Here is a 24,948-nt window from a genome sequence, read left to right on the forward strand (position 1 = left end):
AAAACGCGTTTTATACAATAAGCCCCCCAGGCAATCCCAATAAAAAAGCGGTTTGTGTGAAAAAGTTTTCAGAATTACTTACATTTGTCGATTATATTAAAATGAATCAGTTATGATCTGTTTTCCTAATGCCAAAATAAATCTGGGACTGAATGTCGTAAGCAAGCGCCCGGACGGCTACCATAATATCGAAACTATTTTCTATCCGGTTCCGGTGAAAGATGCACTGGAAATAGTCGGAGCCGACAGTTTTTCCTTCACGCAGACCGGGATTCCCGTCGATGCCCCGGCAGAAAAGAACCTGGTAATAAAAGCGATGAATCTGCTGAAAAGCCGGTACGAAATTCCTGAATTGAATGTCCATCTGTTGAAAGCAATCCCTTTCGGGGCCGGACTGGGCGGAGGATCGGCCGATGCCGCTTTTATGCTGAAGCTGCTCAATGATTATTGCAAATTGGATATTTCGCAGGAGGAGCTGGAAAAGTTAGCATCCTCTATTGGAGCGGACTGCCCGTTCTTTATCCGCAATACACCGGTATTTGCTTCCGGCACGGGGAACATATTCGAGCCGGTGAAATTGTCGTTGAAAGGTTACCACCTTTGCCTGGTGAAACCGGATGTAGCAGTCTCCACACCCGAAGCCTATGCAAACGTAACGCCGCAAGCGCCCCATGTCTCGCTAAAAGAGATTGCCGAAAAACCGGTGACGGACTGGAAAGAACTGATGATAAACGATTTTGAAAAGAGCGTTTTCCCTAAATATCCGGTGATCAGCGAAATAAAAGAGATGCTTTACAGGGAAGGTGCGCTGTATGCCTCGATGTCCGGTTCCGGTTCATCCGTCTTCGGACTGTTCAGGGAAGCAACCGGATTGAAAGGATTGTTCCCGGATTGTTTTGTCTGGGAGGGACAATTGCCATGAATAAAATAGCGGAATTCTTCGATACCCTGGCAGACCGCTGGGACGAATTGTGCACGCATGATCCGGAGAAGCTGAACCATATCCTGCAAAACACCGGACTCCGGAAGGGGCTTCGTATCCTGGATGTGGGATGCGGCACGGGAGTATTGGAAAGTTATCTCCTGCCTTATTCTCCGCAACGGATTGTCGGAGTCGACATATCGCCGGGCATGATTGAAAAGGCACGAAGCAAGTATGCGACACCGGTTGTCGATTTCCGTTGTGCGGACGTGTTGGATCTTCAGGGAGAGTCGTTTGACTATATCATTGCCTACAGTGTCTTTCCCCATTTTCCGGAACCGGAGAAGCTCATCTCCCACCTCGCCGGACTACTTACGGCAGGGGGTGAACTGGTGATTTGCCACAGTGAAAGCCGTCACAAGATCAACGGCCATCATGATAAACACGCCGGAAAGCTATCCGAAGGATTGCCTCCGGTGGAAGAATTGGCCGGCATGTTGTCCCCTTTCTTCACCGTGAATAAGGCCGAAGACAACGAGCGACTCTATATGATTAGCGCTACACGTAAACAAACATTATAAACATACACAAATATGAATCAAAAGATTAAACTTATCCCGGTACTCCTCTTCTCGGCTTTCGCGGCACAAGCTGCGGACGACGTCAAGGTGATGCAGTACCTTCATGCCGGCCCTGTTCCGGTGAACAAGCCCATCCTAACAGACAGCCTGAACGTCAACGGCAAACCTTTCGAAGCAAAAAACCTGGTCAAGTCGACTGTCCCGTTCGACCGGGCGTTGAGTAATGCAACCGTTATCGATGCAGACACGGCAGGACTGATCACCGTTCCTGCCCCCGAAAAAGGATATGCCTTGCATCTTTACTCTTTCTACCTGAACAGTGACCGCTACACAAAAGGATCATTAGAGGTATCCGGCCCGGGCACATTCGAGGTATTTGTCAACAACAAACTGGTCGGTGCAACTTCCGAGCTGACGCTGGAACCGCACCGCTATGAAGTGGTAGTGAAATATCTGACTGCAGAGACCGACACTTGCCCCTCCACGCTGAAAGCGCTTTTTAAAAGTGAAGAAGAGGCTCAGGTTACAGCGTCCCTCGATCCGGAGAAACGATATACCTCGCGCGACATCCTCGAAGGAACACAGTTTCGCGGGACAAGCGTCTCCCCGAACGGTAAATATGTATTGGTAAAATACTATACCCGCATGGAAGGCGGCAAGAGCGAACAGTATGCCCAACTGCGGGACGCGGCAACCGGACGTGTATTGCTGCAGGACAAGGGTTTTATCCTGAGTGCCGACTGGATGCCGACCAGCAATAAAATGTATTTCACCCGTACGGGATTGAACGGAAGCGAGCTGGTCACCGTAGATCCTGCCACCATGCAGGAAGAAGTCCTGGCTGAAAACCTGCCGGAAGGAAGTTTCAGCTTTACGCCGGACGAAAAGACTCTGCTCTACACGATCCAGGAGGAAGGACCGAAAGACGGGCCGGACATGCTCCGCATACTGGAGCCGAACGACCGCCTGCCCGGTTTCCGTAACCGCTATTTCATCTGGCGTTACGACCTTCAGACCGGCTTGTACGAACAGTTGACATACGGGCATAACAACACGTTCATCAACGATGTAAGTGCAGACAGCCGTTACCTGCTGTTCAGCACCAGTGAACAAGATTACACTGCGCTGCCCAGCTCAAGCAACTCGATGTATAAACTGGACTTGCAGACAATGGCCGTCGACACATTGTGGGAAGGCGCCAAATACATCAACGCAGCCACTTTCTCGCCGGACGGCAAACAACTGCTGGTGTTCGGCTCCGGTAACGCTTTCGACAATATCGGTCTGAACATCCAGGAAGGACAAATCTCCAACACATACGACGGACAGATTTTCCTGTATGATCCGGCAACCCGGAAAGCGAAAGCGCTTACCAAAGACTTCAATCCGAACGTCACGACCGCACAGTGGAGCAAGTATGACGGACAAATCTATATGCTGACGGAAGACCAGGATTACCAGCGTGTCTATACCTGCAATCCGGCAAACGGGAAGATTCGCCGGATAGACCTGCCGGAAGATGTGATTTACAACTATTCGTTGGCCGAAGCCGCCCCGGTGATGTACTATTACGGCCAGAGCGTATCCAATGCCAACCGCCTGTACTGCTATAATACGAAGAGCAATAAGAACCAGCTGATCTACGACCTGTCTGCCGACAAGCTGAAAGACGTCAAGTTCGGCGAAGTCCATGACTGGAACTTTACCTCTGCCGACGGAACCGTGATCCAGGGACGCTACTACCTCCCGCCCAATTTCGATGCGGCAAAGAAATATCCGATGATCGTCTATTATTATGGAGGTACATCCCCGACGAACCGCGCGCTGGAATTTAGCTATTCCATGCATATGTACGCTGCTCTCGGCTATGTGGTCTATACACTGAATCCAAGCGGAACAACCGGCTTCGGACAGGAATTTGCAGCCCGCCACGTCAATGCGTGGGGAACCAAGACTGCCGACGAGATCATCCAGGGCACGGAGCAATTCTGCAAGGAACATTCCTTCGTCAATCCGAAAAAGATCGGTTGTGCAGGCGCCAGCTACGGTGGTTTCATGACCCAGTATCTGCAAACCAAAACCGATCTGTTTGCCGCCGCCGTCAGCCATGCCGGCATCAGTGCCCTGAGCAGTTACTGGGGCGAAGGATATTGGGGATACGGATATTGCTCGGTTGCCAATACGGGCACTTATCCCTGGAATAATCCGGAGTTCTTCACCCGACACAGTCCGCTGTTCAATGCCGACAAGATCAAAACTCCGCTCCTGCTGCTCCACGGCAATGCAGATACAAACGTTCCTATCGGCGAAAGCATCCAGATGTTCCTGGCGTTGAAGATACTTGGAAAGACAGTTGAGTTTGTTCAGGTAGACGGCGAGAACCACGGAGTGGCCGATTATAAGAAACGGCTGGAATGGCAGAACACGATCTTCGCCTGGTTTGCCAAATACCTGAAAGACGAACCGCAATGGTGGGACGCTCTTTATCCGGAAAGACATCTATAAACCAAAAAGGTACATCTAAAGGGAAAAGCCCCTCCGGATGTACCTTTTTTTAATAACCTAAATCTTTTTACCTAATTACAACCTTCTTATTTAATATTCGGATTCAATGCATGCCATTCGGAGATCGGAGGCAAGACTCCCATTGCGATCACCTCGTCACGCAAAGCGCAAAGGTGTTCGTAGCTCTTTTCCAAAGCAGCTTCTTCTTCCGGAGTTCCTTTCACATCCTTCAGGGCTACACCGTCTTTCGTAATGGAAGTTTCCCATGCCATCATGATATGGTCGAACTTGCCATTCGATACGTAAGCGCCTGCCGGCCAACGGAACGGTTTACCTCCCATAGCGGCGGCAATCATTTCGATAGAAACATAAGAGGGGCTCTGGAAAGAAGAACGGCCACGCAAAGCAATGATGTTGGCACCGCCTTTTGTCACCTTCGTCTGGATTTCAGCCCACTGTTCTTTGGTCAACTTATCAGTTCCGATCATATCTGTCAACGGTTTGCCGCTGACTTTTGCCGTAGAAGCGTAGACAGCCATCTGTTCGCCATGACCTCCGTATGTGCGGCAGTTTTCGACTACATCCATAGATACGCCGAAATGTTTTGCCAACTCGCTACGCAGGCGGGTCGAATCCAAAGCGGCCAATGTCGTTACCTGCGACGGTTTCAAACCTGCATACAATAAAGTGATCAGACCGGTAATATCAGCCGGGTTGAATATCACAACAATATGTTTAACATCCGGACAGTAAGCCTTTACGTTCTTTCCGAACTCTTCTGCGATAGCAGCATTGCCTTTCAGCAAATCTTCACGGGTCATGCCGGCTTTACGGGCAGCACCACCTGAATTTACGATATACTTGGCACCGGTCAGCGCTTCTTTGATATCGGAAGTGAACGTAATATTCACACCTTCAAAACCACAATGGAATAATTCTTCTGCCACTCCTTCCAAACCCGGAGCATACGGGTCATACAAGCAAATATTGGAAGTAAGTCCCATCATGATGGCAGTCTGTGCCATGTTTGAACCAATCATACCTGCTGCACCTACGATCGTGAGCTTTTCGTCTGTTAATGTTTTCATATTGTATTGTTTTTAAATATATATCTTCTTATGTAACACTTCCGGCTCCATAAAGTTCGCCCGGAAACCTTAATTCTTATTTCCTTTGCAAAGATAAACAGTTTAAAAATCCCTTGCCAATCATTAATTCCTATCTCCCATAAGCAAAAGTTATATCGGCTCAGTCCGTATCTTCCAGTTGGAAGATTTCATCCACATGCTTCCCGAAAATACCGGCAATCTTCAATGCCAGGACAGTAGAGGGAATATACTTGCCCGACTCTATCGCATTGATCGTTTGGCGGCTCACACTTGTCGCTTCCGCCAACTGCTGTTGCGTCATCTTCTTGATTGCTCTTTCTACCCGTATCGTATTATTCATCTTCTACTCCATTCTTTTTAAATTGATACAAATCCCATCTGTATTTTACAATAAAAAATATCAGGACAGTGAACAACCCGACAAATGCGACACTCAGATAGGCAGCGCCATATATAAATATGGTAGCCAGGATCAGCAATAAATAATTAACCAATATAGCCCAAACCAAAGAGTTCATACGAATCCTGGCTATGCACTCATCTTCATCTTTCTCTCTTGAAAAACCTACAAACAAGAGAGAAACGGCCAAACCGATCGAAGCAATTTCATCCAAAGCCCCATTTTCACCCACATCCAGCAAAACATCGATAAAACCCCTTTGCTCGGGAGAATGGTTAAACGGCGGAAACTGAAACAATTGAAATCCATCCGATCCGTAATTAAATACATACAAACAGTAAATGCTTAACAGCCCGAACGGGATTAATAAGCTCCAACCTATCTTCCTGAAGACGGCAGGAAAAAGATAATTTGCTTTCATAATATTCAAGTATTTGTAACGCCACAAATGTAAAGTATATTTTACATTAAAACAAACAAAACAGACAAAAAGTAAAGCAAACTTTACTTTTAAGCAAACTCTCTCTTCTCTACAATCTTAATCTTGTAACTCTATTTCGGCAGGAAATTCGTATCTTTGCAGATATGAAGACATTCAGACCGGAGGCTTGGTTACCGACTACCAAGAAAGAAGTTGAAGCTCGCGGATGGGATTATATAGATGTGGTGCTTTTCAGCGGGGATGCGTATGTGGACCATCCTTCGTTCGGGGCGGCTGTTGTCGGACGGACGCTCGAGTCGATGGGACTGCGCGTTGCCATTGTGCCGCAACCGGACTGGCGCGGAGATTATCGTGATTTTAAGAAGTTAGGAGCTCCCCGCCTCTTCTTCGGCGTCTCTGCCGGAGCGATGGATTCGATGATTAATCACTATACGGCCAACAAACGACTGCGCAGCGATGATGCTTACACGCCGGATCGCCGGGCAGGTATGCGCCCGGATTATCCCAGCATTGTCTACACCAAGATATTGAAAGAGATTTACCCGGATGTTCCTGTCGTATTAGGAGGTATCGAAGCCTCCTTGCGACGTGTTACGCATTATGATTATTGGCAGGACAAATTGCTTCCGGGTATTCTGAAAGACAGCCCGGCCGACTTGTTGATTTATGGTATGGGAGAACTTCCCCTTAAAGAACTGGTCACCCGGCTACAGGCGGGAACTCCTTTCCATGAGCTCAAAGACATTCGCCAGACAGCTTATCTGACTGATACGATAGAACCGCTGCCGGACGACATCAATCTCTTTTCGCACGAAGAATGTCTGCGCGACAAGCTGAAACAGGCAAAGAACTTCAAGCATATAGAAGAAGAATCCAACAAGCAGCATGCCTCGCGCATCCTGCAAAAAGCGGGAAAACAGACCATAGTCGTAAATCCTCCCTTCCCGCCGATGACGGAAGAAGAGATCGACGCTTCATTCGATCTGCCCTACACGCGCCTGCCCCATCCCAAGTATAAAGGGAAGACGATACCGGCTTTCGAGATGATCAAATTCTCGGTAAATATCCACCGGGGATGCTTCGGCGGCTGCGCTTTCTGCACGATCTCGGCACATCAGGGAAAGTTTATTGCATCCCGCAGCAAGGAATCTATCCTGAAAGAGGTGAAAGAGATTACCCAAATGCCCGACTTCAAAGGCTACCTGAGTGATCTCGGAGGCCCTTCCGCCAATATGTACCGGATGAAAGGGAAGAATCCGGACATCTGTGCCCAGTGCAAAAAACCGTCCTGCATCTCTCCCGTCGTCTGCAAAAACTTGAATGCAGACCATTCACCGTTATTAGATATCTATAAAGAGGTGGACAGCCTGCCGGGAATCAAGCGTTCTTTTATCGGAAGCGGTGTCCGTTACGACTTGCTCCTGCACCGCTATACAGATGAGAATCTGAATAAGACGGCCCAGAGCTATACGGAAGAGCTAATCGCCCGCCATGTATCCGGTCGCCTCAAAGTGGCGCCCGAACACACCGAAGATAATGTATTGAAGATGATGCGTAAGCCCTCTTTCGAGCTTTTCGGACAATTCAAAAAGATATTCGACCGCGTAAACAAGCAGTATGGCCTGAACCAGCAGCTGATCCCCTACTTCATCTCCAGCCATCCCGGTTGTACGGAGGCGGACATGGCAAACTTAGCTATCCAGACCAAGAAACTGCATTTCCAGTTGGAACAGGTACAGGACTTCACGCCTACGCCTATGACACTGGCAACCGAGATGTATTACACAGGCTATCATCCCTATACGCTCGAAAAAGTGTACACCGCCCATACCAAAGAACAAAAGCTGGCACAACGGCAGTTCTTCTTCTGGTATAAGCCGGAGTTCCGCCGCCAGATCACACAGGCGTTGCAAAAGATCGGGAAGAAAGACTTGGTCGGGAAATTATTTGGTAAATGAAATCTTATATAACCAATATGAATATAACACTTAGACTTGAGCAACCTTCGGATTATTCCGAAACGGAATATGTAACACGGGAAGCCTTTTGGAACCACTATTCCCCGGGCTGTTATGAACATTACTTACTGCACATCATGCGCGACTGCCCGAGTTTCGTGCCGGAGCTTGACATCATTGCAGAATGCGACGGCAAAATCGTCGGAAACGCCGTCTGCCTCAAAGCTGTTATCAAGGCGGATAATGGCAATGATTATGAAGTGCTGAGCTTAGGCCCGATCTCCGTCCTTCCCGAATACCAACGCAAAGGCATTGGCGGCAAGCTGATAGAACAGACCAAAGACATCGCCCGTAAAATGGGATTCCGTGCCATCTTGTTGTGCGGAGACCCGGACTATTACCTGCGGCAAGGATTTATACCGGCCGAAACCTTAGGCATACGGACTGCCGATAATATGTATATGACCGCACTCCACGTTTGCGAATTATATGACAATGCACTGGCCGATGCCAAAGGGCGTTATTTTGAAGATACGATCTATGAGATTGATGAAACCGCAGCCACTGCGTTCGACAAGAATTTCCCGCATAAAGAATTGGTAACCGGAACACCGATGCAACGACGCTTCGGGGAGCTTTCGGCCATGATAAGAAAAGCGTAACACTTTTAAATTTTAATTCTCATGAAACATGTATGCACTAAGTGCCCGCTACGGGCCAAGTATGACAAAGCCCCAAAATCATTAATCGGAAGATTTTGGCGTTGGCACATCGACTATTGTCCGGGATGGAGAAAGTATTTTACTTCCTTGAGCAAGGAAGAGCAGGCAGAACTGCGTAAACAGTATAAATTCACCAGATATGCTTAAGTGAAAGAAAAGTTTCACGCCGAAGAAACTTTTGTTCCCTCTGGAAGAAACTTTTGTTTCATGCCGGAGAAACTAAAGTTTCACCCTAAGGAAACAGGTGAAACTTTAGTGTCCTATTTTTATGATTTTACGGCAATGACTTCGATCTCGACCAGGCCATTCTTCGGCAGCGTCTTGACAGCTACAGCCGAACGGGCTGGGAATGTCCCTTCGAACTGGGAAGCATAAACTTCATTCATGGCAGCAAAGTCACCCATGTCGGCCAGGAAAACAGTCGTCTTCACAACATCGTTGATGCTGAGTCCGGCTTCTGCCAGGATTGCATGGACATTCTTGAATGCTTGCACGGTCTGTTCTTTTACTCCGCCTTCAACGAAGTTGCCTGTTACCGGATCCATGCCTAACTGGCCGGAAGCAAAAAGCATATTTCCTACTTGTACAGCTTGGCTGTACGGGCCGATAGCGGCAGGCGCGTTTTTTGTTGCGATTACTTTCTTCATTGTCTCTTTATTTTAGTGATGTTTATTGTGCTTGTTCATTCATCCGCTGGCGGACTACTTCATAAATCAGGATGGAAGAGGCCACCGAGACGTTCAACGAGCCGATCGTGCCAAACTGCGGTATCTTCACCATGCTGTCGCAGATGCGGAGGTTATCCATGGAAACGCCCGTATCTTCAGCCCCCATCACGATGGCAACAGGACCTTCATATTTAATAGCGGTATAATTCTCGTAAGCCTTTTCGCTGGCGGCATAGACTTTCACTCCCGATTCCTGCAGGAAACGGATTGCCTGCGAAATACTCTTCTCTTTGCAGACGGGCAAAACGTGAAGCGCACCAGCCGACGTCTTGATCGCATCGGCATTCACTGTAACGCTTCCTTTCTGGGGAATCACAATGGCGTCAACGCCGGCACACTCGCAGGTACGGGCTATCGCTCCGAAATTGCGGACATCGGTAATGCCGTCCAGCAACACGATAAAAGGATTCTTCCCTTGTTCATACACAAACGGTATGATATCTTCCAGACGCTGATAGGTAACAGCCGGGATGAACGCGATCACTCCCTGGTGGTTCTTGCGTGTCAGACGATCCAGACGTTCAGCCGGCACACGCTGCACGGGTATGTCGCGCCCTTTCAACACGTCGAAAAGTTCACGGGACAAGTCACCCTGCAATTCGCGTTTCACCAATATTTTATCAATCTCTTTATCGGCCTGGATAGCCTCGATCACGGCACGGATGCCAAACACCATTTCGTTTTCCTTCATTATTCTATGTCTTTTCTTTTCGTCGGGCAAAGATACAAAGATTTATGCTTTTATTACATACCTTTACGGCGCATTCAAGAACAAACAAACTTTACATTAATCTAAATTGAGAGAACATGGCAAAAGAAAAGGCATTTACCATTGAGGGTGTACAGGGAGAACTTAAATTAGTATATGGCCCTTTTAAGATGCGTCTGTACCAGGATGGAAGAGAAATTAAACGGCAGGGGACGTTCAAACCGAAATATTACGTAACCAACACTGCCGGTGAACAGGAAGAAATGATGCTACAATATGGAATTGACTTCGTGCATGTAGCCATATTCAGAGGACAGAAAATCGCCTTGGAGGAGAGACTGACAACCGCAGAATATATCATCGGAGGACTTCCCGTCCTGCTTATCTTTTTAGGAGGAGTAATCGGAGCTGTATTCGGAGTCTTCGGGGCAACCTTCAATTATGATTATATGCGGCAGGAAAAACGGATGCCTATGCAGCTTCTCGTTTCCATCGGCGTATCCGTATTGTGCTATATCAGCTACTTTATCTTAGCTATTGCCCTCCAGCTTTTGGTGGGGAAATAAATAAGCCCGCCGCAGAAACAGCAGACCGGTAATAATCAATGCAGACGAAAGACCGGTATAGAAAACGGAAATAAACGAGTTGGGAAGCAGATGGAAGTGACGGATGGTGATTCCGAAAGTAATCATAAAGATCATCACGATCCAGCCTTTGACATCAAAAAAGGAGAAAGGACAATTCTTTTCTCCTTTTTGTGAAATACGTTCCGAATGCTTGACAAACAGGCGGCGGAATACGAATTGGAAAAAGAGCAGAAAAACAACAGTCGCCTCTCCCATCTTGAATAACCAGTAATGGGCATCATTCAGCCAAGTGACGATGCCGATCCGTAAGATATTGACGCCTGCTATTATCCAAATGCACCCGGCTATAAAAAGCAGGGTGCGTCTGTTCACTCTAAAACCCATTTATCAAACACTTTTCTCCATGCTCTTTCGGGTGTTCGTACGTTGACGATTGTTTGTACGATCCTTGTCCGAGCGTTTATTATCTTTATTATCCTTTTTATTCTTGTCGTAATGTTTGTCTTTATCGCGGTCCGGGCGCTTCTTGTCGTATTTGCCGCTATCGCGCTTATCCTTGTTCTGTTTATTTTTATGGTCATCGAAATGAGGACGACCTCCGTCATGATTGGGGCGATTGTTATTGTGGGGCGGACGGACATTATTAGGAGCCGGTTTTGAATGGTTATGCCCCGGGCGGTCATACTTGCCGGGATACCATTTGCCATCGTCAAAGTGATTAGTCCATCGGTTGTTCGTATATTCCCACTGGCCATGCCAGTAATGATCCTCATACCGATGACAGATATTCGACGGGCGGTAATTCGGATAATGCGGATTATCATACCAGCCGCGCCAATCATGGATACGTGTCGGTGTTTCGCGGACGAAACGGACATACAACCGGAACTGCGAAGGCGAAAGGATACGCTGCAATTTCCGGTCGCGTTCCATCCTTAACTTGTAAATCTTCTGGGCAGACTGGTCCCAATAGCGGTAATTCCGGCGTGCCTCACGTTCTATCTTCTCTCCGTATTTATGGATGATCTTGTGATACTCGGCTGCCTGGCGGCTTGTCATACGGATTGCCTGTTCCATCCAAAGGCAATTCTGGCAATGCGGTTCGTTCCATCCGAAGCTAATCCAGAATTGTGCGTGTCCCTGCAAGCTGCAGAAAAGGACTACCATTAATATAATACTCAATCTCTTCATGTCACTCTACTTTTTAAGTTAGCAATTATATCATCTTGCTATTATGACCATCCATCGATGGAAAGGTTTAATTCTTCGCTTTCAATAATTCTTTCGCATTGGCAATGGAAGCACCGGTCAACGAAGCACCGCTCAGCATGCGCGCGATCTCCTTCACACGTTCTTCCTTATTCAATTTCTTGATACGGGTAACTGTCCGGTCCTCCGTATCTTCCTTATAAACAAAATAATGTTCTTTTCCTTTTGCTGCGATCTGGGGAAGATGGGTAATGGCGAATACCTGCATCTTTGTTCCTAATTCCTGCATGATATCGCCCATTTTATCGGCAATATCACCGGATACTCCCGTATCGACTTCATCAAAGATAATAGCAGGCAAAGCCGTAAATCCGGCAATCATAGCCTTGATGCATAACATCAGGCGCGATATTTCACCACCGGAAGCCGTCTGCGCCACCGGTTGCAGTTCCGCACTCTTATTGGCGGAGAACATAAACCGGATTTCGTCCATTCCATCGCTTTCCGGCTCCGGTCGGGCAACAAAGTCGATGGCAAAACGCGTATTCGGCATCCCTAACGGAACGATCATCTCCACCAGTTGCGAAGCGATTGCCCTCGATGCGATCTTGCGCTGTTCGCTCAACACGGCGGCTTGCTGAAGCAGCTCCTGATGAGAGACTTCCAATTGCTTCTTCAACGATTCGATCTGATCGTCAAACGAATCGATTTCCTTCAACTGTTCCTCGTATTTATCCTGTTGCTCGATCAACTCTTCGACGGTCGAGACACGGTGTTTCTGTTCTAAGGTATAAAGCGTATTGAGGCGGTCATTCACCCAGTCCAGGCGTTCCGGGTTAAACTCGATGTCTTCCTTTTGCACCTCCGTTTCGGATGCCAGGTCGTTCATGTCGATATAAGCAGAGCGCAGTCGTTCCGCGATTTCCTTTGCTTTCGGATAGTAGCGTTCCAGGCTGTCTGCGGTGGAAAGGGCATCTTTGATCAGTTGGACAGCCCCTTGTTCTTCTCCGTTCAGCAATTGTGTGATCTTATAGAGAGAACCTTTTATCTCTTCCGCATGGGAAAGGGTTTCCAGTTCCTGTTCGAGTTCTTCCTGTTCGCCGGCAACAAGATTGGCTTCTGCCAACTGTTCCAACTGAAAACGGACGTAATCTTCTTCCTGTTTGGTTTGAGCTGCTTTTTCAGTCAGTTCTTTCAACTCCCTTTTCAAAGACAGGTAACGGGTGTATTCCTTACGGTAAAGAATCAGCAATATCTCATTTTCGGCCATTACATCGATCACCTTTAACTGGAAACGGTTATCTCCCAACAGAAGATTCTGGTGCTGCGAATGAATATCGATCAGGCGGCTTCCCAGCTCCTTTATCACCGTGAGCGAAACGGGAGAATCATTTACAAAAGCCCGGGATTTACCCGAAGCAAACAGTTCCCGACGAAGGATACAGACCTCTGCGTCATATTCCAAGTCGTTGGACTGGAAGAATTCTTCTAACTTATATCGGGACACATCAAAGACAGCCTCTATCACGCATTTTTCAGAACCGTTCTTAATACTCTTTCCGTCCGCACGCTGTCCGAGCACCAGCGACAGGGCGCCCAATATGATGGACTTTCCGGCTCCCGTCTCACCGGTTATCACCGAAAAGCCTTTGTCAAACTTAATATCCAGGCTATCTATCAGAACAAAGTTCCGTATAAATAAAGATTTCAGCATAGTTGTTTCAGATTACTTTTTAAGCGATTCCATACGTGTCGTAAGAGCCGGATAAAGGTTGGACAGCATTTTATAGCCATCCTGCTTCTCCTGTGTCGTTGCCTTCGAATAGATCAGGACAACTTCATCCAACTTCGCATCGGCAAACATCTGGAGCAATGGAGAGGTCGGACGGGCACTTTTGATCTGTTCCAGGACAGGAAGCAGACCGATGATGGTCGTACGTCCGCGATCCGGATTTGCCGCCATTTCATCGAGACCTTTACGATGATAATTGTACCACATATCACGGAAAAGATCGGAAGTATTGTCGCTCAGCGCTGTTGCCAGTGCATGACGGTTCCGATCGTTTTCGAAGGCTTTCCAGCCGGTCCACGAAGGCTGTGACTGCGCCAGGCTGACAATCTGTTGCGCCTGCTGCAAGAAAGCGCTGCCGCCTTTCGGGGAGAAACTGTCGAAATCGAGTCCGAGGATCGTATAAATATAATATACAACGGTAGCAATCAAGTTGCTGCTCAACGTATTTTCCATATATTCCAGCGGCTCGAATTCGGTATAATCGAAAGAAAGATCCGTATCGCGGTAGTTCAGTATCGTAGTCGTATAACTGGAATTATAGACCGGGCGGCGGGCCTGTACCTGAATCTCGCCCTTAAAGCTATTGTCCGACACGACTTCATTGATGATAAGAGTCATGGTACAGTCGATGCGTTCGTTCACTGCGAAAGTAGCGTCCGTCCACTTCTTGTTATTGACAAACTCGTTCAACGCAGTTTGCAGGGTGGTGAATACCTGTTTGTTGGTACTCTGTATCTTATCACTGTTGATCGTGATACGGGCATTCAACTCCTGCGCTTCGCCCCAGAAGGGAGCTGCGCCCAGCAAGCATATACATAACAATCTCTTAATCATTTTCATTTTAATAACGTTGCCAATTTGTTTACGATATCGACAGCCACTCCCTGTTTGCTCTTCAGCGGATAAGCGACCGACTCTCCTTCCTTGTCGATGATGGTGATCTTGTTCGTATCGCAACGGAAACCGGCACCTGCATCTCTCAACGAGTTGAGCACGATGAAATCGAGATTTTTCCGCTTCAGCTTGCCTTCTGCATGAGCGGCTTCATCATTCGTTTCGAGCGCGAACCCGACCAACACCTGCCCTTCCCGCTTGATGGCTCCCAGCGAGGCAGCAATGTCCTTGTTCGGGACCAGGCGAAGCGTCATCTCTCCTTTCGTCTCCCGCTTGATCTTTTCGGCAGCCTGCACATCCGGACGATAATCCGCGACAGCAGCACAAAGGATACCAGCATCTGCCTTCGGGAAAGCCGCCATAGCAGCCTGATACATCTCTTCGGCAGACTCGACATCGACCCTTTTGATGTTCGGATGAACCGTTTTCAAGGAAACCGGACCCGCTATTAGCGTTACCTCCGCTCCCTGCTGCACACAGGCTTCCGCCAGTGCAAATCCCATCTTTCCGGAAGAATAGTTACCTATAAAACGTACAGGATCTATCTTTTCATATGTCGGACCGGCAGTTATTACAATCTTTTTTTTTTCGAGTTGTGTTTGGGAAGCAAAGAAATCCTCCAATGCAGCCACGATCTTATCCGGTTCTTCCATACGTCCCTTGCCAACCAAGTGACTGGCAAGTTCTCCTTCGGCAGGCTCGATGATACGGTTTCCGAATGAACGGAGACGATCCAGGTTATGCTGTGTGGAAGGATGTGCGAACATATCCAGATCCATTGCCGGAGCAACGAATACAGGCGCTTTACAAGACAGGTAAGTGGTGATCAGCATATTGTCGGCAATGCCGTTTGCCATCTTCCCGATCGTCGAAGCCGTAGCCGGAGCGATCAGCATGACATCCGCCCAAAGGCCGAGATCGACATGGCTGTTCCACGTCCCGTCGCGGTTCGAGAAAAACTCGCTGATCACCGGATGGCTGCTCAAAGTCGATAAAGTAAGCGGCGTAATAAATTCTTTCCCGGCAGGCGTAATGACAACCTGAACCTCCGCCCCTTTCTTGACCAGCGAACGGATGATATAAGCCGCTTTATAAGCCGCAATACTCCCGGTTATACCTAATATGATATGTTTACCTTTTAAATTATTCTCCATAACCCATTTCTGTATCTCTCCGGACGAAACCGGAATTTCATAAGCATGAAACTTTTGTTCCATGGGCATGAAACTTTATTTCCATAGGCATGGAACTTTTGTTTCATCGGCATGGAACTTTTTTCCCATAAGCACGGGAGAGTGATTACAAGCGCAGCGCCATAATCTCGCGAGCCACCTTGCTGTCGATGTTATGATGTTCGCCCAGCTTCCATCCCTGCTTGTCGACAGGGGCAGCCAGTGCATCCAGATCTTTTTCCGTGATGCCGCACTCGCCGAGGCGTGTTTTCAATCCCATCCGGCGGAAGAAGTCTTCACAGGCTGCAATGGTTTTATGCGCACGTTCCTCTTCCGAACCTTCGGTAATACCGAATACGACTTCACCCATACGAGCCAGTTTCACCTGTTTCTCTTTAAACATATAAGTCATGACGCCCGGCAAAAGAATGGCAAGTGTCTGTGCATGATCCAACCCGAACTGCGCCGTCAGCGAATAACCCATGCGATGGGATGACCAGTCTTGCGGAACTCCTTGGCCGATCCAGACATTCAACGCATTGGTTGCCGCCCACATCAGATTGGCACGGATATCGTAATCGTTCGGTTGATCCAGCACTTTCAAGCCTTCTTCGTGGATGACACGCATCAGGCCTTCCGAAAAAGCATCCTGCACTTTCGCATTGACCGGATAGGTCAGATATTGTTCTACGACATGAATAAAGGAGTCGACAACCCCGTTCGCCACCTGACGGGCAGGCAATGAATAGGTTACTTCCGGGTCCAGGACAGAGAATTTCGGAAAGATCAGCGGACTGGCAAAATTCAGTTTCTCACGGGTCGACACACGCGAAATAACCGAACGTTCGTTCATCTCCGAGCCGGTAGCAGCCAACGTAAGCACCGTACCCAAAGGCAACGCACTCTTTATCTGACCGCCTTTTGAAAGAATATCCCAGGGATCTCCTTCAAAGCCAACGGAAACAGCAATAAACTTCGTAGCGTCGATCACCGAACCACCGCCTACCGCCAACAGAAAATCAATCTTCTTTTCCCTGACGATCTCCACTGCCTTCATGCAGGTCTCGTAATGCGGATTCGCCTCTATGCCGGGAAACTCCGTTACGTCAAAACCTTTCAGGGCATCCGTCACTTGCTCATAGATGCCGTTTTTCTTAATGCTTCCGCCTCCATACACCATCAAGACCTTGCTCCCTTCGGGAATCAAAGCAGACAAACGGGCAATGGAACCTTTGCCGAAAACAACCTTTACAGGGTTACAGAACTCAAAATTATTCATTGTTCTTATTTTGAATTAAAACCTCTCAATTTAATTTCTGTCAACATCTTCTTGGTGTTCAATGGGAAATCGCCATTCATGATCCAGGAATAATAGCCCGGATCATTCTTCAGCACCTCTTCCACCAAACGGCCTTTATATTTACCGAAGTTGATCACCTCTTCTCCCTTGTCGTTGTAAACCATACGGCCTGCAAAATCCACATTATTACCATAGCTCGAATATTGGGAAAGGAAATTGATGTCGTTCTGCAACTCCGGATAGCGGTCCAATTGCGCCTTCAGCACTTCATAAGTCGCCATTGTATCGGCCTCCGCCGTATGGGCATTTTCAAGGCTTTTATCGCAATAGAACTTATAGGCTGCGGCAAGCGTACGCTGTTCCATCTTATGGAAAATGGTCTGCACATCCACAAACTTGCGTTTATTGAGGTCGATATCGACACCGGCACGAAGAAACTCTTCTGCCAACAATGGAATATCAAAACGGTTGGAATTGTATCCGGCCAGGTCGCACCCTTCAATCTGGGCTGCCAGCGATTTGGCTATTTCTTTAAAAGTAGGACAGTCTTTTACATCTTCATCCGTAATACCATGGATAGCCGTAGATTCCGGTGGAATGGGCATTTCCGGATTGATCCGTCTCGTTTTAGACTCTTCTTTTCCGTTCGGGTGAACCTTCACAAAAGAGATTTCGACGATACGGTCTTTTACAATATTAATACCCGTAGTCTCCAAATCGAAGAAGACTAACGGGTTTTTCAGGTTTAACTGCATTTCTTATGTATTAATCATTCAACATCATAGGCATCAGCAGCATCAGCAGGTCTTCATTCTCTTCGTTTTCAGAAGGAACGATCAGGCCGGCGCGTGAAGGATCAGCCAGTTCGAGTATCACCTCTTCCGAGTTGATGTTGCTCAATATTTCAATCAGGTAAGTAGCTTTAAAGCCAATGCTCAATTCCGTTCCGTCGAAGTTGCAAACGATCTTTTCTTCAGCGGAAGTAGAGAAATCGATATCCTGGGCGGAAACCACCATCTCGCTTTCTTTCAACTGCAACTTCACAAGGCTGCTTGCCGGATTGGAGAAAACGGAAACACGCTTCAGGGCGTTCAGGAAAGACACGCGGTCGATCGTCACCTTGAACGGGTTTTCCTGCGGGATCACACTGTTATAGTTCGGATAACGTCCTTCGATCAGGCGGCAAACCATTTCGAAGTTCGAACAGCGTACATAGGCGTTATTATCGTCGAACTTGATGACAACTGCTTCTTCCTCTTTCGAAAGCAGCCCTTTCAGGATGTTAGCCGGCTTCTTCGGTAAGATGAAAGATGCTCTTTCCGGCGATTTCACCGAAAGATTGCGCAGGCGCACCAGTTTATGCCCGTCGGAAGCGACAAAAGTCAGATCGTCCGTATGGATATCGAAGTAAACACCGTTCATGACCGGACGAAGCTCGTCGTCAGCAGTGGCAAAGAGAGAACGACTAATACCGTTCAACAACATCTGCGCATCCATCGTAACGGAAATAGCATTCTCGTTCAAGGGTTTCTGCTGCGGATAAGTATCCCCTTTCTGCCCGATAAAATTATATTTACCATTCTGGAAATGGATAAAGATCTCCAGGTTTCCGTCGTTGATATCGAAAGTCAACGGTTGCTCGGGCAACTCTTTCAACGGGTCAAGTAAGATTTTCGCAGAAACGGCAAAAAGCCCGCTTCCCTGTGCATTCATCACGTCGACAGATGTCACCAGACGTGTTTCAGCATCCGAAGCTGTTATAGTCAGTTTATTACCTTCCAGGTCAAAAAGGAAACTGTCCAGGATAGGCAATGAATTCTTAGAAGCAATAACTTTGCTAATAGACTGCAAGCGTGATAACAGCGCAGTGCTGGATACATCAAATCTCATGGTTCTTAATTATTATATTGTTTTTATTATATTCGGCCACACAAAATTAGGAAAATATTCCATATAACCATCCGTACGGGAACAAAAAAAGAGGTTTCTCCCATCATCGGGAAAAACCTCTCTTTCTATTATCTATTACGCTCTATTATTTCGCGAAATAATCTTTAACAGCTTCGTTAGGAATCATTTCTTCCTGGAAGATGTAAGCACCGGTCTTCGGGGACTTAACCATCTTGATTACTTTAGAATAGGTACGACCGTCACCTTTCTTAAATGTTGCAACCGCTTTTTTTGCCATTGTTTAATCTCCTCTTACTTAATTTCTTTGTGTAACGTCATCTTCTTCAGGATAGGATTGTACTTCATCAGCTCCAATCTCTGAGTTGTATTCTTTCTGTTCTTAGTTGTGATATAACGAGAAGTACCCGGCATACCACTTTCTTTGTGCTCAGTGCATTCAAGAATCACCTGAACTCTGTTACCTTTTGCTTTCTTTGCCATTTCTTATTTCCTCCTCAAATTAAGCGTTTAAATAACCTTTTTCAGCAGCTTTCTTAATTGCTGCATCCAAACCAAGTTTATTGATAGTACGCAAGCCAGCGGCTGAAATATTCAGGCTAACCCAACAGTCCTGTTCTACCCAGTAGAACTTTTTAGTAAACAGGTTCACATCAAACTTACGTTTCGTTCTTCTCTTAGAGTGAGAAACGTTGTTGCCAACCATTGCTTTCTTTCCGGTAATTTGACAAATTTTAGACATCGCTAATCTTTCTTTTTAATATTACGAAATTTAAGTCAACTCCTGCTATCTGTCTTCCCTTTTTGCACTGCATCTTGAACAAAAACAAAGATTCTAATAGAGTTTCTCTTCTTTTACGGGGCACAAAGGTACTAATTATTTTGATTTAAACACAAGAAATCAATAAATAAATCAGCTCTTTCTGCTATTTTTCCTTAATTTATTCTGTATAAGAGTATCAAACCCTGCTGCCGCATAAACCGTTATCGCAAAAAGATAGGGATAATGATAGCGGGATGTGATCACAAAAAGCAACGTCACAGCCGTTCCCAAAACAGGGAGCAACAAATAGACATTCCGCTGCCGCAACAGGTCGCGCCGGTTCACCCAGACATAGTAAAGGAAAAAGAGAAGGGCCAGATAATAGACCAGACTCTTTAAGAACAGCACTGCTATTAACTCCATCATTTTTAACCTATTGCCCTCTACATTCGAAAGTACCACTCTAAATCCCATATCCGGCTTCACCCGTTCCGTCCAAGTATCTTCGCAATACAAAGCCGCCAACTTGAACGGCACCTGCGAAAGATATTTCAACGGATTATCCAGTATCCAGCGAACCGACGCACGCTTCAGCAAACTGTCGCGCTCCATGTAGGTATAATCGCCGGGAGGCAGATAAATGTAATTATTCGGATCAGCGAAACCCTTAAAGTTAACCAGCCCGTTTGCATCGTCAAATGAGCTCATCGCCAGATTAAATCCGCCGGAAACCGCCTGATAAACGAAATGGCCGGTCCTTGCCTTTGCACTCTGCCCGATCAGGAAAGCAGTCAGCACGAGCGGTAATGCCAATGCCGCATACTGCCGCCATCCCCTCTTTTCCACGATGAAATGGACAATTATCACCAATAAAAAGACAATCGCCAACGGCCGGAACCAGTTAGCCAGACTGATCATCACACCCGCCACCGCTATCGGCAACAGCTTACGGCTAAGACACAGTAGCAACGCTGTCAGCAACAGGAACGTAAACGGCAGATCGGTCAACATGGCAATCGGAGTATAAAGATTCGAATAGATCAACATATAAATAATGGAAGAGATATACCCGATTCGCTCATTAAACAGTTTCCGGGCCAAGATCAACACCTCGAACACCATCGCAATGTTCAATAACAGATTCAGCAGGCGGACAAAAGAGAATGATCCGAGAAGAGAATGGATACCGATAAGCAGATTGACATATCCGGGGCCAAAAATAAACGGGTTATACAGGTTATGCGGCGCCGGATACCAAGTCCCCGCCTCTATACATTCCGTCGCATATTTGGCATAAAAATAGGCATCATCATGGTTCGGCATATCCCAATACTTCACCACCAGGCAAACCTGTATGATCACCCACACCACAAACACAATCCCAAAAACAGCAGGTAACTTCCTCCCAATCATTATCTTTCCATTTTTGCCAGACAAAGATAGCCCTTTTCACCGGAAATCTTTCTATCATAGATTATTTCTATAGCATCATATCAAAAACGGCCGGTCTTTTTCGCAACAAATCCAATCACCCGAAGGTTCTTATTTAAAAGGAACATAAAATAAAACAAATTAATTATGGCACGAGATTTTAAAGAAGCATTGAGACATCGCAGAACGTATTACCATATCACGAACAGTTCTCCGATATCAGACGAACAGATCAAAGAAATAATAGACTTCGCTGTTATGAACGTCCCTTCCGCCTTTAACTCACAATCAACCCGCATTGTGTTATTATTAGGCAAGAACCATAAACGCCTTTGGGAGATCACAAAGGAGACATTGCAACGGCTGGTTTCAGCTGAAGTATTCAAAGGGACAGAAGCCAAAATCGACGGTAGCCTGGCTGCCGGATACGGAACAATTCTGTTTTTCGAGGATAAAGCCGTAATCGAACAATTGCAGGATTCATTCCCGACCTACCACGATAAATTCCCCATCTGGGCGCAACAGACTTCCGCCATGCACCAATTGGCCATCTGGACCATGTTAGAAGATGCCGGCCTGGGCGCATCCCTGCAACATTACAATCCGCTAATCGATGACACCGTATGCGCAGAATGGAAACTCGACCCTAAATGGGAACTCATCGCCCAAATGCCTTTCGGAACGCCGACAGAAGAACCGGGGCCGAAAGAGATCAAACCGTTGGACAAAAGAGTGCTGGTATTCAAATAAAAAAACGAGGGGCTTGTAAAAGCCTCTCATTTCAACACCTCATCTATGATCTTATGCTGTTTATTGAAAAACAGGCGCCTTTCGATACGTCCGCCTTCGGAGAGCAGGGTGGAAAGCTTGCAGAATGACCGGACCCACTCCTGCATCTTCTTAAAGTTACCACTGGTATCTGTAGACATGGAAAAGCTGAAATTCGTTTTAAACAAGGCCAGTGACTGCTTTTCGGAAGTAAAATAACCGGTTGTAAATCCCAGGTTCATAGCTGAAACATAAAACTTATAATCCGGCGGCAAGGCAAATTCCGGAGTATAAGTCCCGTTCAAAAACATTTCCAACTTGACCAAAAACTCTTTGAGTTCATTTTTGATTTCGTCTTTCTCTTGCGTACTGATAATACGCATCTTATGGAAATTATGTATTTCTATACTTATATTCCATATCAAGGCATTATCCCAGACATAAAACCCTTTCTGGAAATTATATATATCATAGAATTTCTCCACGATTTTAAGCAACCGGCCTGGTGGTTCCCAGCTGGCAAAATCACTGAATTCTTCCGATTGTACAAAATAACTGCCCCATTTGAAAAACACAAACTTCATAAGAATCGGAGAATGCACATAACATTCCAACGGCAAGGCATGGTACACATTGCCGGTTTCACTTTCTTCATCCAGACCGATTTCCCTCACTTTCTCGATATTGGAATCCAGTAAGTCATACAACGGATCCATAGATTGATATGCCGACGGCAGCCCCAAGATGACAGGCACCCATTGAAGTCCTAAATCCTGGTACAAAAGACTGTCCAAGGATATGTTCAAAGCTTTAGCCAGGATCCCCATTTCCCTGACGGAAAAGTTTACTTTGCCTGCCAGCCTTCTATAGGCAGACTCCTTCTCCAGTTTGAGAATGTCAGATATGAGGTAGACAAGATCAGCTTTCTTAATTCCCCTATTCTGCAATTCTTCGATAAATATATCATGTAGATCTTTCTTTTTCATATTTGTCACATTATTATATATGAATAGAAAACACAAAATTACGGGTATCGAAATATAAGAAAAATTATCAAAAGGCACAAGGTCCAAACTGCTAAAAAAAGACAGAGTTTCAAACTTAGCCCCATCGCCCTGAGTTTTTCTCCTTTTCTGTCAATATCCGGACAGGCTTCCTCCAAAAAGTCCATAAACAACATCTTTATTCCCATCGTTTTGCAGAATAATCTATGTTCAAACATCTTCCTCCTCAAAAAAGGTTCTAACCCTTCATTTTCACCTGATAAAGTTGTCTTTTTTCGCACTTCATAATAGCGGAACTTTGCCCTTGAAAACAAAAAGAATTTTATGCGTATGCAAAAAGTTATATTATCATTTACTTAATCACAATTAAAAAAACAAGACAATGAAACTGAGAACTATTTTTATGTCAATGTTGGTGATAGCCGCCTTGACCAGTTGTAACAATGATGACGTAGATCATCACGGCGGTCCGCAGATGGCAGACGTAGACGTGGCGTATCTTTCCATCAAAATCGAAACGCAGCCGACGACCCGCGCTTCCGGTTCCACCGAAAAACCCGGGGCAAACGAGAGCGATCTGAAAGCTCTTTACCTGATTACTTTTGATGATAATGGCATGGTTGTGGGAATCCCCGGAACAACAAATTATTTCACGATGCTCTCTACATCCTCGACAACACCAGAAGCGATCAAAGTGTCGAAAAACGCAAAACAACTATTGGTGATTGCCAATCCTGACGGAATGCTTAAAAACGCAATCAACAATATCAGCGTGACATCGAGCTTCAGCTCTGTCAATGCTGCAATCACCGGTACGACAAAAGACGAGGTTATAGACAACCCCAACAGTATCAGTAAAGGTTTCACGATGATCAACAGTGGTCCCAATGAAGAGACAGAAGGTAAAGTAACCAACCTGCTCATCGACATCTCAAACAGTCTTAAAGATAATGAGGATGAAGCTGAAGCCAACAGAGTGCCTGTCAGCCTTGAGCGTCTGGCAGCCAAACTCGACTTGCAGGAAAAGCCGGGTGGAGCCACAACAAAACAAGAAGGAGCGTCTTTTACGTTCGGTCGATGGACACTCGACGCAGTGAACTCGACCTACTACCCATGCGCCGAAAAACACATACTTGGAAGTACGCATACCCAGGGTATCTATAAAAAGAATTTCTATACATACGATCCAAACTTCAACGGAGCTTCCGGACTTGTATTTGCAACAATTGATACAGACAACGATTATAGCCCGTTGCTGGCTGAATCTTATGACTGGCAGAATAAGGGGACAACCGCTTATTGCATCGAAAACACAATGGATGCTGACGATCAGCTATTCGGAAATGCAACCCGTTTGGTGATACAAGCGACCTATTTCCCGTCAGGCTTCAATACTCAAGGTGACTGGTTCAACTATGCCGGTAAGAATTATGATGGCCTTGAAAAACTGAAAGAGGCTTATAGCGAAGCCGGTGAGGACTCAAACTTAAAGAAAGCTTGTGACAAAATGTTTAATAAAATCAAAGCGTATGCAAGCGAGCATCCCGGAATTACCATCTCCGGAGTTAATTTCGCCAGCCTTACAGAGGAAGATTTAAGCAAGATACCTAACGGCGGACAAGTAATCAAAGATGGTAAGGACGACGTGATCCGCTGGTATCAGAAAGGCCTCTGTTACTACTACTACATGATCCGTCATGACAATACATTAGACGACGAAATGGTTTTCGGAAAATACGGTGTTGTACGCAACAACTGGTATTCGCTGACATTGAATTCCGTTGGCGGACCTGGAAGCCCCTGGTATCCGGAAGCAAACAACCCGGGCCCGGGTGATCCGGACCCAAAAGATCCTATCGATGAAGCAGCAGGTTATCTGGGCATCACCGTATCGGTTGCTCCATGGATTGTATGGGAAAATGAGATTGATATTTAAGACTGTCAAGTCCTTGATGTAATAATAGTTTCATTCGGAAGAAACTTTAGTTCCACCCTCATGAAACAAAGGTTTCTTCCGAAAGTACTTTTTAATAATAACACAGGA

Annotated in this window: 26 protein-coding genes; 8 read left to right on the forward strand and 18 right to left on the reverse strand. The window is 46.4% G+C overall.

What is annotated here, in order from left to right:
• Window positions 1-112: 112 nt before the first annotated feature.
• From ispE to DWU89_RS00600, 3 genes are read left to right on the forward strand one after another with little or no spacing between them, the layout of a single operon-like run.
• Window positions 113-922 carry a 4-(cytidine 5'-diphospho)-2-C-methyl-D-erythritol kinase gene (gene ispE / locus DWU89_RS00590; protein WP_115497756.1) on the forward strand — a complete coding sequence of 270 codons (810 nt, stop codon included), beginning with the start codon at window positions 113-115 and terminating at the stop codon, window positions 920-922.
• On the forward strand, window positions 919-1,503 hold the full coding sequence (locus tag DWU89_RS00595) for a class I SAM-dependent methyltransferase (protein WP_115497757.1): 585 nt from the start codon (window positions 919-921) through the stop codon (window positions 1,501-1,503). Before ispE ends, DWU89_RS00595 begins: the two co-directional genes overlap by 4 nt.
• A 12-nt stretch (window positions 1,504-1,515) precedes the next feature.
• Window positions 1,516-4,008: a S9 family peptidase gene (locus tag DWU89_RS00600; RefSeq protein ID WP_115497758.1), complete on the forward strand. Its 2,493-nt coding sequence runs from the start codon at window positions 1,516-1,518 to the stop codon at window positions 4,006-4,008.
• An 86-nt stretch (window positions 4,009-4,094) separates the two neighbouring features.
• Here the strand turns inward: DWU89_RS00600 and DWU89_RS00605 are convergent, their stop codons facing one another.
• From DWU89_RS00605 to DWU89_RS00615, 3 genes are all read right to left on the reverse strand, one after another.
• Window positions 4,095-5,096: a malate dehydrogenase gene (locus DWU89_RS00605; RefSeq protein WP_115497759.1), complete on the reverse strand. Its 1,002-nt coding sequence runs from the start codon at window positions 5,094-5,096 to the stop codon at window positions 4,095-4,097.
• Between the two features lie 160 nt (window positions 5,097-5,256).
• On the reverse strand, window positions 5,257-5,457 hold the full coding sequence (locus tag DWU89_RS00610; protein WP_115497760.1) for a helix-turn-helix transcriptional regulator: 201 nt from the start codon (window positions 5,455-5,457) through the stop codon (window positions 5,257-5,259).
• On the reverse strand, window positions 5,450-5,938 hold the full coding sequence (locus tag DWU89_RS00615; RefSeq protein WP_115497811.1) for a hypothetical protein: 489 nt from the start codon (window positions 5,936-5,938) through the stop codon (window positions 5,450-5,452). The genes DWU89_RS00610 and DWU89_RS00615 overlap by 8 nt, the downstream gene beginning before the upstream one ends.
• 164 nt (window positions 5,939-6,102) lie before the next feature.
• Here DWU89_RS00615 and DWU89_RS00620 point away from each other — a divergent pair, with 164 nt between their 5' ends.
• Together DWU89_RS00620 and DWU89_RS00625 are read left to right on the forward strand one after the other, a co-directional pair.
• The gene (locus tag DWU89_RS00620) at window positions 6,103-7,917 is read left to right on the forward strand and encodes a YgiQ family radical SAM protein (protein WP_115497761.1); all 1,815 of its coding nucleotides are present in this window, start codon (window positions 6,103-6,105) and stop codon (window positions 7,915-7,917) included.
• Window positions 7,918-7,934: 17 nt separating this feature from the next.
• Entirely contained in the window at window positions 7,935-8,579 is a 645-nt protein-coding gene (locus DWU89_RS00625; RefSeq protein ID WP_115497812.1) for a GNAT family N-acetyltransferase, read from the forward strand.
• A 326-nt stretch (window positions 8,580-8,905) separates the two neighbouring features.
• On the opposite strand, the gene DWU89_RS00635 is transcribed toward DWU89_RS00625, so the two are convergent.
• Both DWU89_RS00635 and rlmB read right to left on the reverse strand, forming a co-directional pair.
• Complete coding sequence (locus DWU89_RS00635; protein ID WP_115497763.1) at window positions 8,906-9,286, reverse strand: RidA family protein; 381 nt, start codon at window positions 9,284-9,286, stop codon at window positions 8,906-8,908.
• Between the two features lie 22 nt (window positions 9,287-9,308).
• Entirely contained in the window at window positions 9,309-10,058 is a 750-nt protein-coding gene (gene rlmB / locus DWU89_RS00640; RefSeq protein ID WP_115497764.1) for a 23S rRNA (guanosine(2251)-2'-O)-methyltransferase RlmB, read from the reverse strand.
• Between the two features lie 116 nt (window positions 10,059-10,174).
• Here rlmB and DWU89_RS00645 point away from each other — a divergent pair, with 116 nt between their 5' ends.
• Window positions 10,175-10,642 (forward strand): hypothetical protein, encoded by a 468-nt coding sequence (locus tag DWU89_RS00645; protein ID WP_115497765.1) that lies wholly within the window; start codon window positions 10,175-10,177, stop codon window positions 10,640-10,642.
• Here the strand turns inward: DWU89_RS00645 and DWU89_RS00650 are convergent.
• The 12 genes from DWU89_RS00650 to DWU89_RS00705 form a co-directional block, all read right to left on the reverse strand.
• Window positions 10,607-11,047: a hypothetical protein gene (locus DWU89_RS00650; RefSeq protein WP_115497766.1), complete on the reverse strand. Its 441-nt coding sequence runs from the start codon at window positions 11,045-11,047 to the stop codon at window positions 10,607-10,609. The two genes, DWU89_RS00645 and DWU89_RS00650, sit on opposite strands and share 36 nt — an antisense overlap.
• Before the next feature lie 3 nt (window positions 11,048-11,050).
• Window positions 11,051-11,854, reverse strand: coding sequence for a hypothetical protein (locus tag DWU89_RS00655; protein ID WP_115497767.1), 804 nt, complete (start codon window positions 11,852-11,854; stop codon window positions 11,051-11,053).
• Window positions 11,855-11,921: 67 nt separating this feature from the next.
• Window positions 11,922-13,586 carry a DNA repair protein RecN gene (gene recN, locus DWU89_RS00660; RefSeq protein ID WP_115497768.1) on the reverse strand — a complete coding sequence of 555 codons (1,665 nt, stop codon included), beginning with the start codon at window positions 13,584-13,586 and terminating at the stop codon, window positions 11,922-11,924.
• Between the two features lie 12 nt (window positions 13,587-13,598).
• Window positions 13,599-14,504 (reverse strand): type IX secretion system protein PorD, encoded by a 906-nt coding sequence (gene porD, locus DWU89_RS00665; RefSeq protein ID WP_115497769.1) that lies wholly within the window; start codon window positions 14,502-14,504, stop codon window positions 13,599-13,601.
• A complete protein-coding gene (gene coaBC / locus DWU89_RS00670; protein WP_115497813.1) occupies window positions 14,501-15,712 on the reverse strand; it encodes a bifunctional phosphopantothenoylcysteine decarboxylase/phosphopantothenate--cysteine ligase CoaBC in 1,212 nt (403 codons plus the stop codon). Before coaBC ends, porD begins: the two co-directional genes overlap by 4 nt.
• 145 nt (window positions 15,713-15,857) lie before the next feature.
• Window positions 15,858-17,009: an iron-containing alcohol dehydrogenase gene (locus tag DWU89_RS00675; RefSeq protein WP_115497770.1), complete on the reverse strand. Its 1,152-nt coding sequence runs from the start codon at window positions 17,007-17,009 to the stop codon at window positions 15,858-15,860.
• Between the two features lie 5 nt (window positions 17,010-17,014).
• The gene (locus DWU89_RS00680; RefSeq protein ID WP_115497771.1) at window positions 17,015-17,785 is read right to left on the reverse strand and encodes a 3'-5' exonuclease; all 771 of its coding nucleotides are present in this window, start codon (window positions 17,783-17,785) and stop codon (window positions 17,015-17,017) included.
• A gap of 10 nt (window positions 17,786-17,795) precedes the next feature.
• On the reverse strand, window positions 17,796-18,920 hold the full coding sequence (gene dnaN / locus DWU89_RS00685) for a DNA polymerase III subunit beta (RefSeq protein ID WP_115497772.1): 1,125 nt from the start codon (window positions 18,918-18,920) through the stop codon (window positions 17,796-17,798).
• 145 nt (window positions 18,921-19,065) lie between these two features.
• On the reverse strand, window positions 19,066-19,218 hold the full coding sequence (locus DWU89_RS00690; protein WP_005638125.1) for a DUF4295 domain-containing protein: 153 nt from the start codon (window positions 19,216-19,218) through the stop codon (window positions 19,066-19,068).
• A 14-nt stretch (window positions 19,219-19,232) separates the two neighbouring features.
• Window positions 19,233-19,421, reverse strand: coding sequence for a 50S ribosomal protein L33 (gene rpmG, locus DWU89_RS00695; protein WP_005642977.1), 189 nt, complete (start codon window positions 19,419-19,421; stop codon window positions 19,233-19,235).
• 19 nt (window positions 19,422-19,440) lie between these two features.
• Window positions 19,441-19,680, reverse strand: a complete 240-nt coding sequence (gene rpmB / locus DWU89_RS00700; protein ID WP_005638129.1) for a 50S ribosomal protein L28 — start codon at window positions 19,678-19,680, stop codon at window positions 19,441-19,443.
• A 171-nt stretch (window positions 19,681-19,851) separates the two neighbouring features.
• A complete protein-coding gene (locus tag DWU89_RS00705; protein WP_115497773.1) occupies window positions 19,852-21,114 on the reverse strand; it encodes a glycosyltransferase family 39 protein in 1,263 nt (420 codons plus the stop codon).
• 165 nt (window positions 21,115-21,279) lie between these two features.
• Here DWU89_RS00705 and DWU89_RS00710 point away from each other — a divergent pair, with 165 nt between their 5' ends.
• Window positions 21,280-21,882, forward strand: coding sequence for a nitroreductase family protein (locus DWU89_RS00710; RefSeq protein ID WP_115497774.1), 603 nt, complete (start codon window positions 21,280-21,282; stop codon window positions 21,880-21,882).
• Between the two features lie 26 nt (window positions 21,883-21,908).
• Here DWU89_RS00710 and DWU89_RS00715 read toward each other — a convergent pair whose 3' ends face one another.
• A complete protein-coding gene (locus DWU89_RS00715; RefSeq protein WP_115497775.1) occupies window positions 21,909-22,886 on the reverse strand; it encodes a helix-turn-helix domain-containing protein in 978 nt (325 codons plus the stop codon).
• 400 nt (window positions 22,887-23,286) lie between these two features.
• On the opposite strand from DWU89_RS00715, the gene DWU89_RS00725 reads away from it, so the two are divergent.
• Entirely contained in the window at window positions 23,287-24,840 is a 1,554-nt protein-coding gene (locus DWU89_RS00725) for an Mfa1 family fimbria major subunit (protein WP_115497777.1), read from the forward strand.
• Window positions 24,841-24,948 lie beyond the last annotated feature (108 nt).

This window comes from Parabacteroides acidifaciens, from assembly GCF_003363715.1.
Classification (GTDB): domain Bacteria; phylum Bacteroidota; class Bacteroidia; order Bacteroidales; family Tannerellaceae; genus Parabacteroides; species Parabacteroides acidifaciens.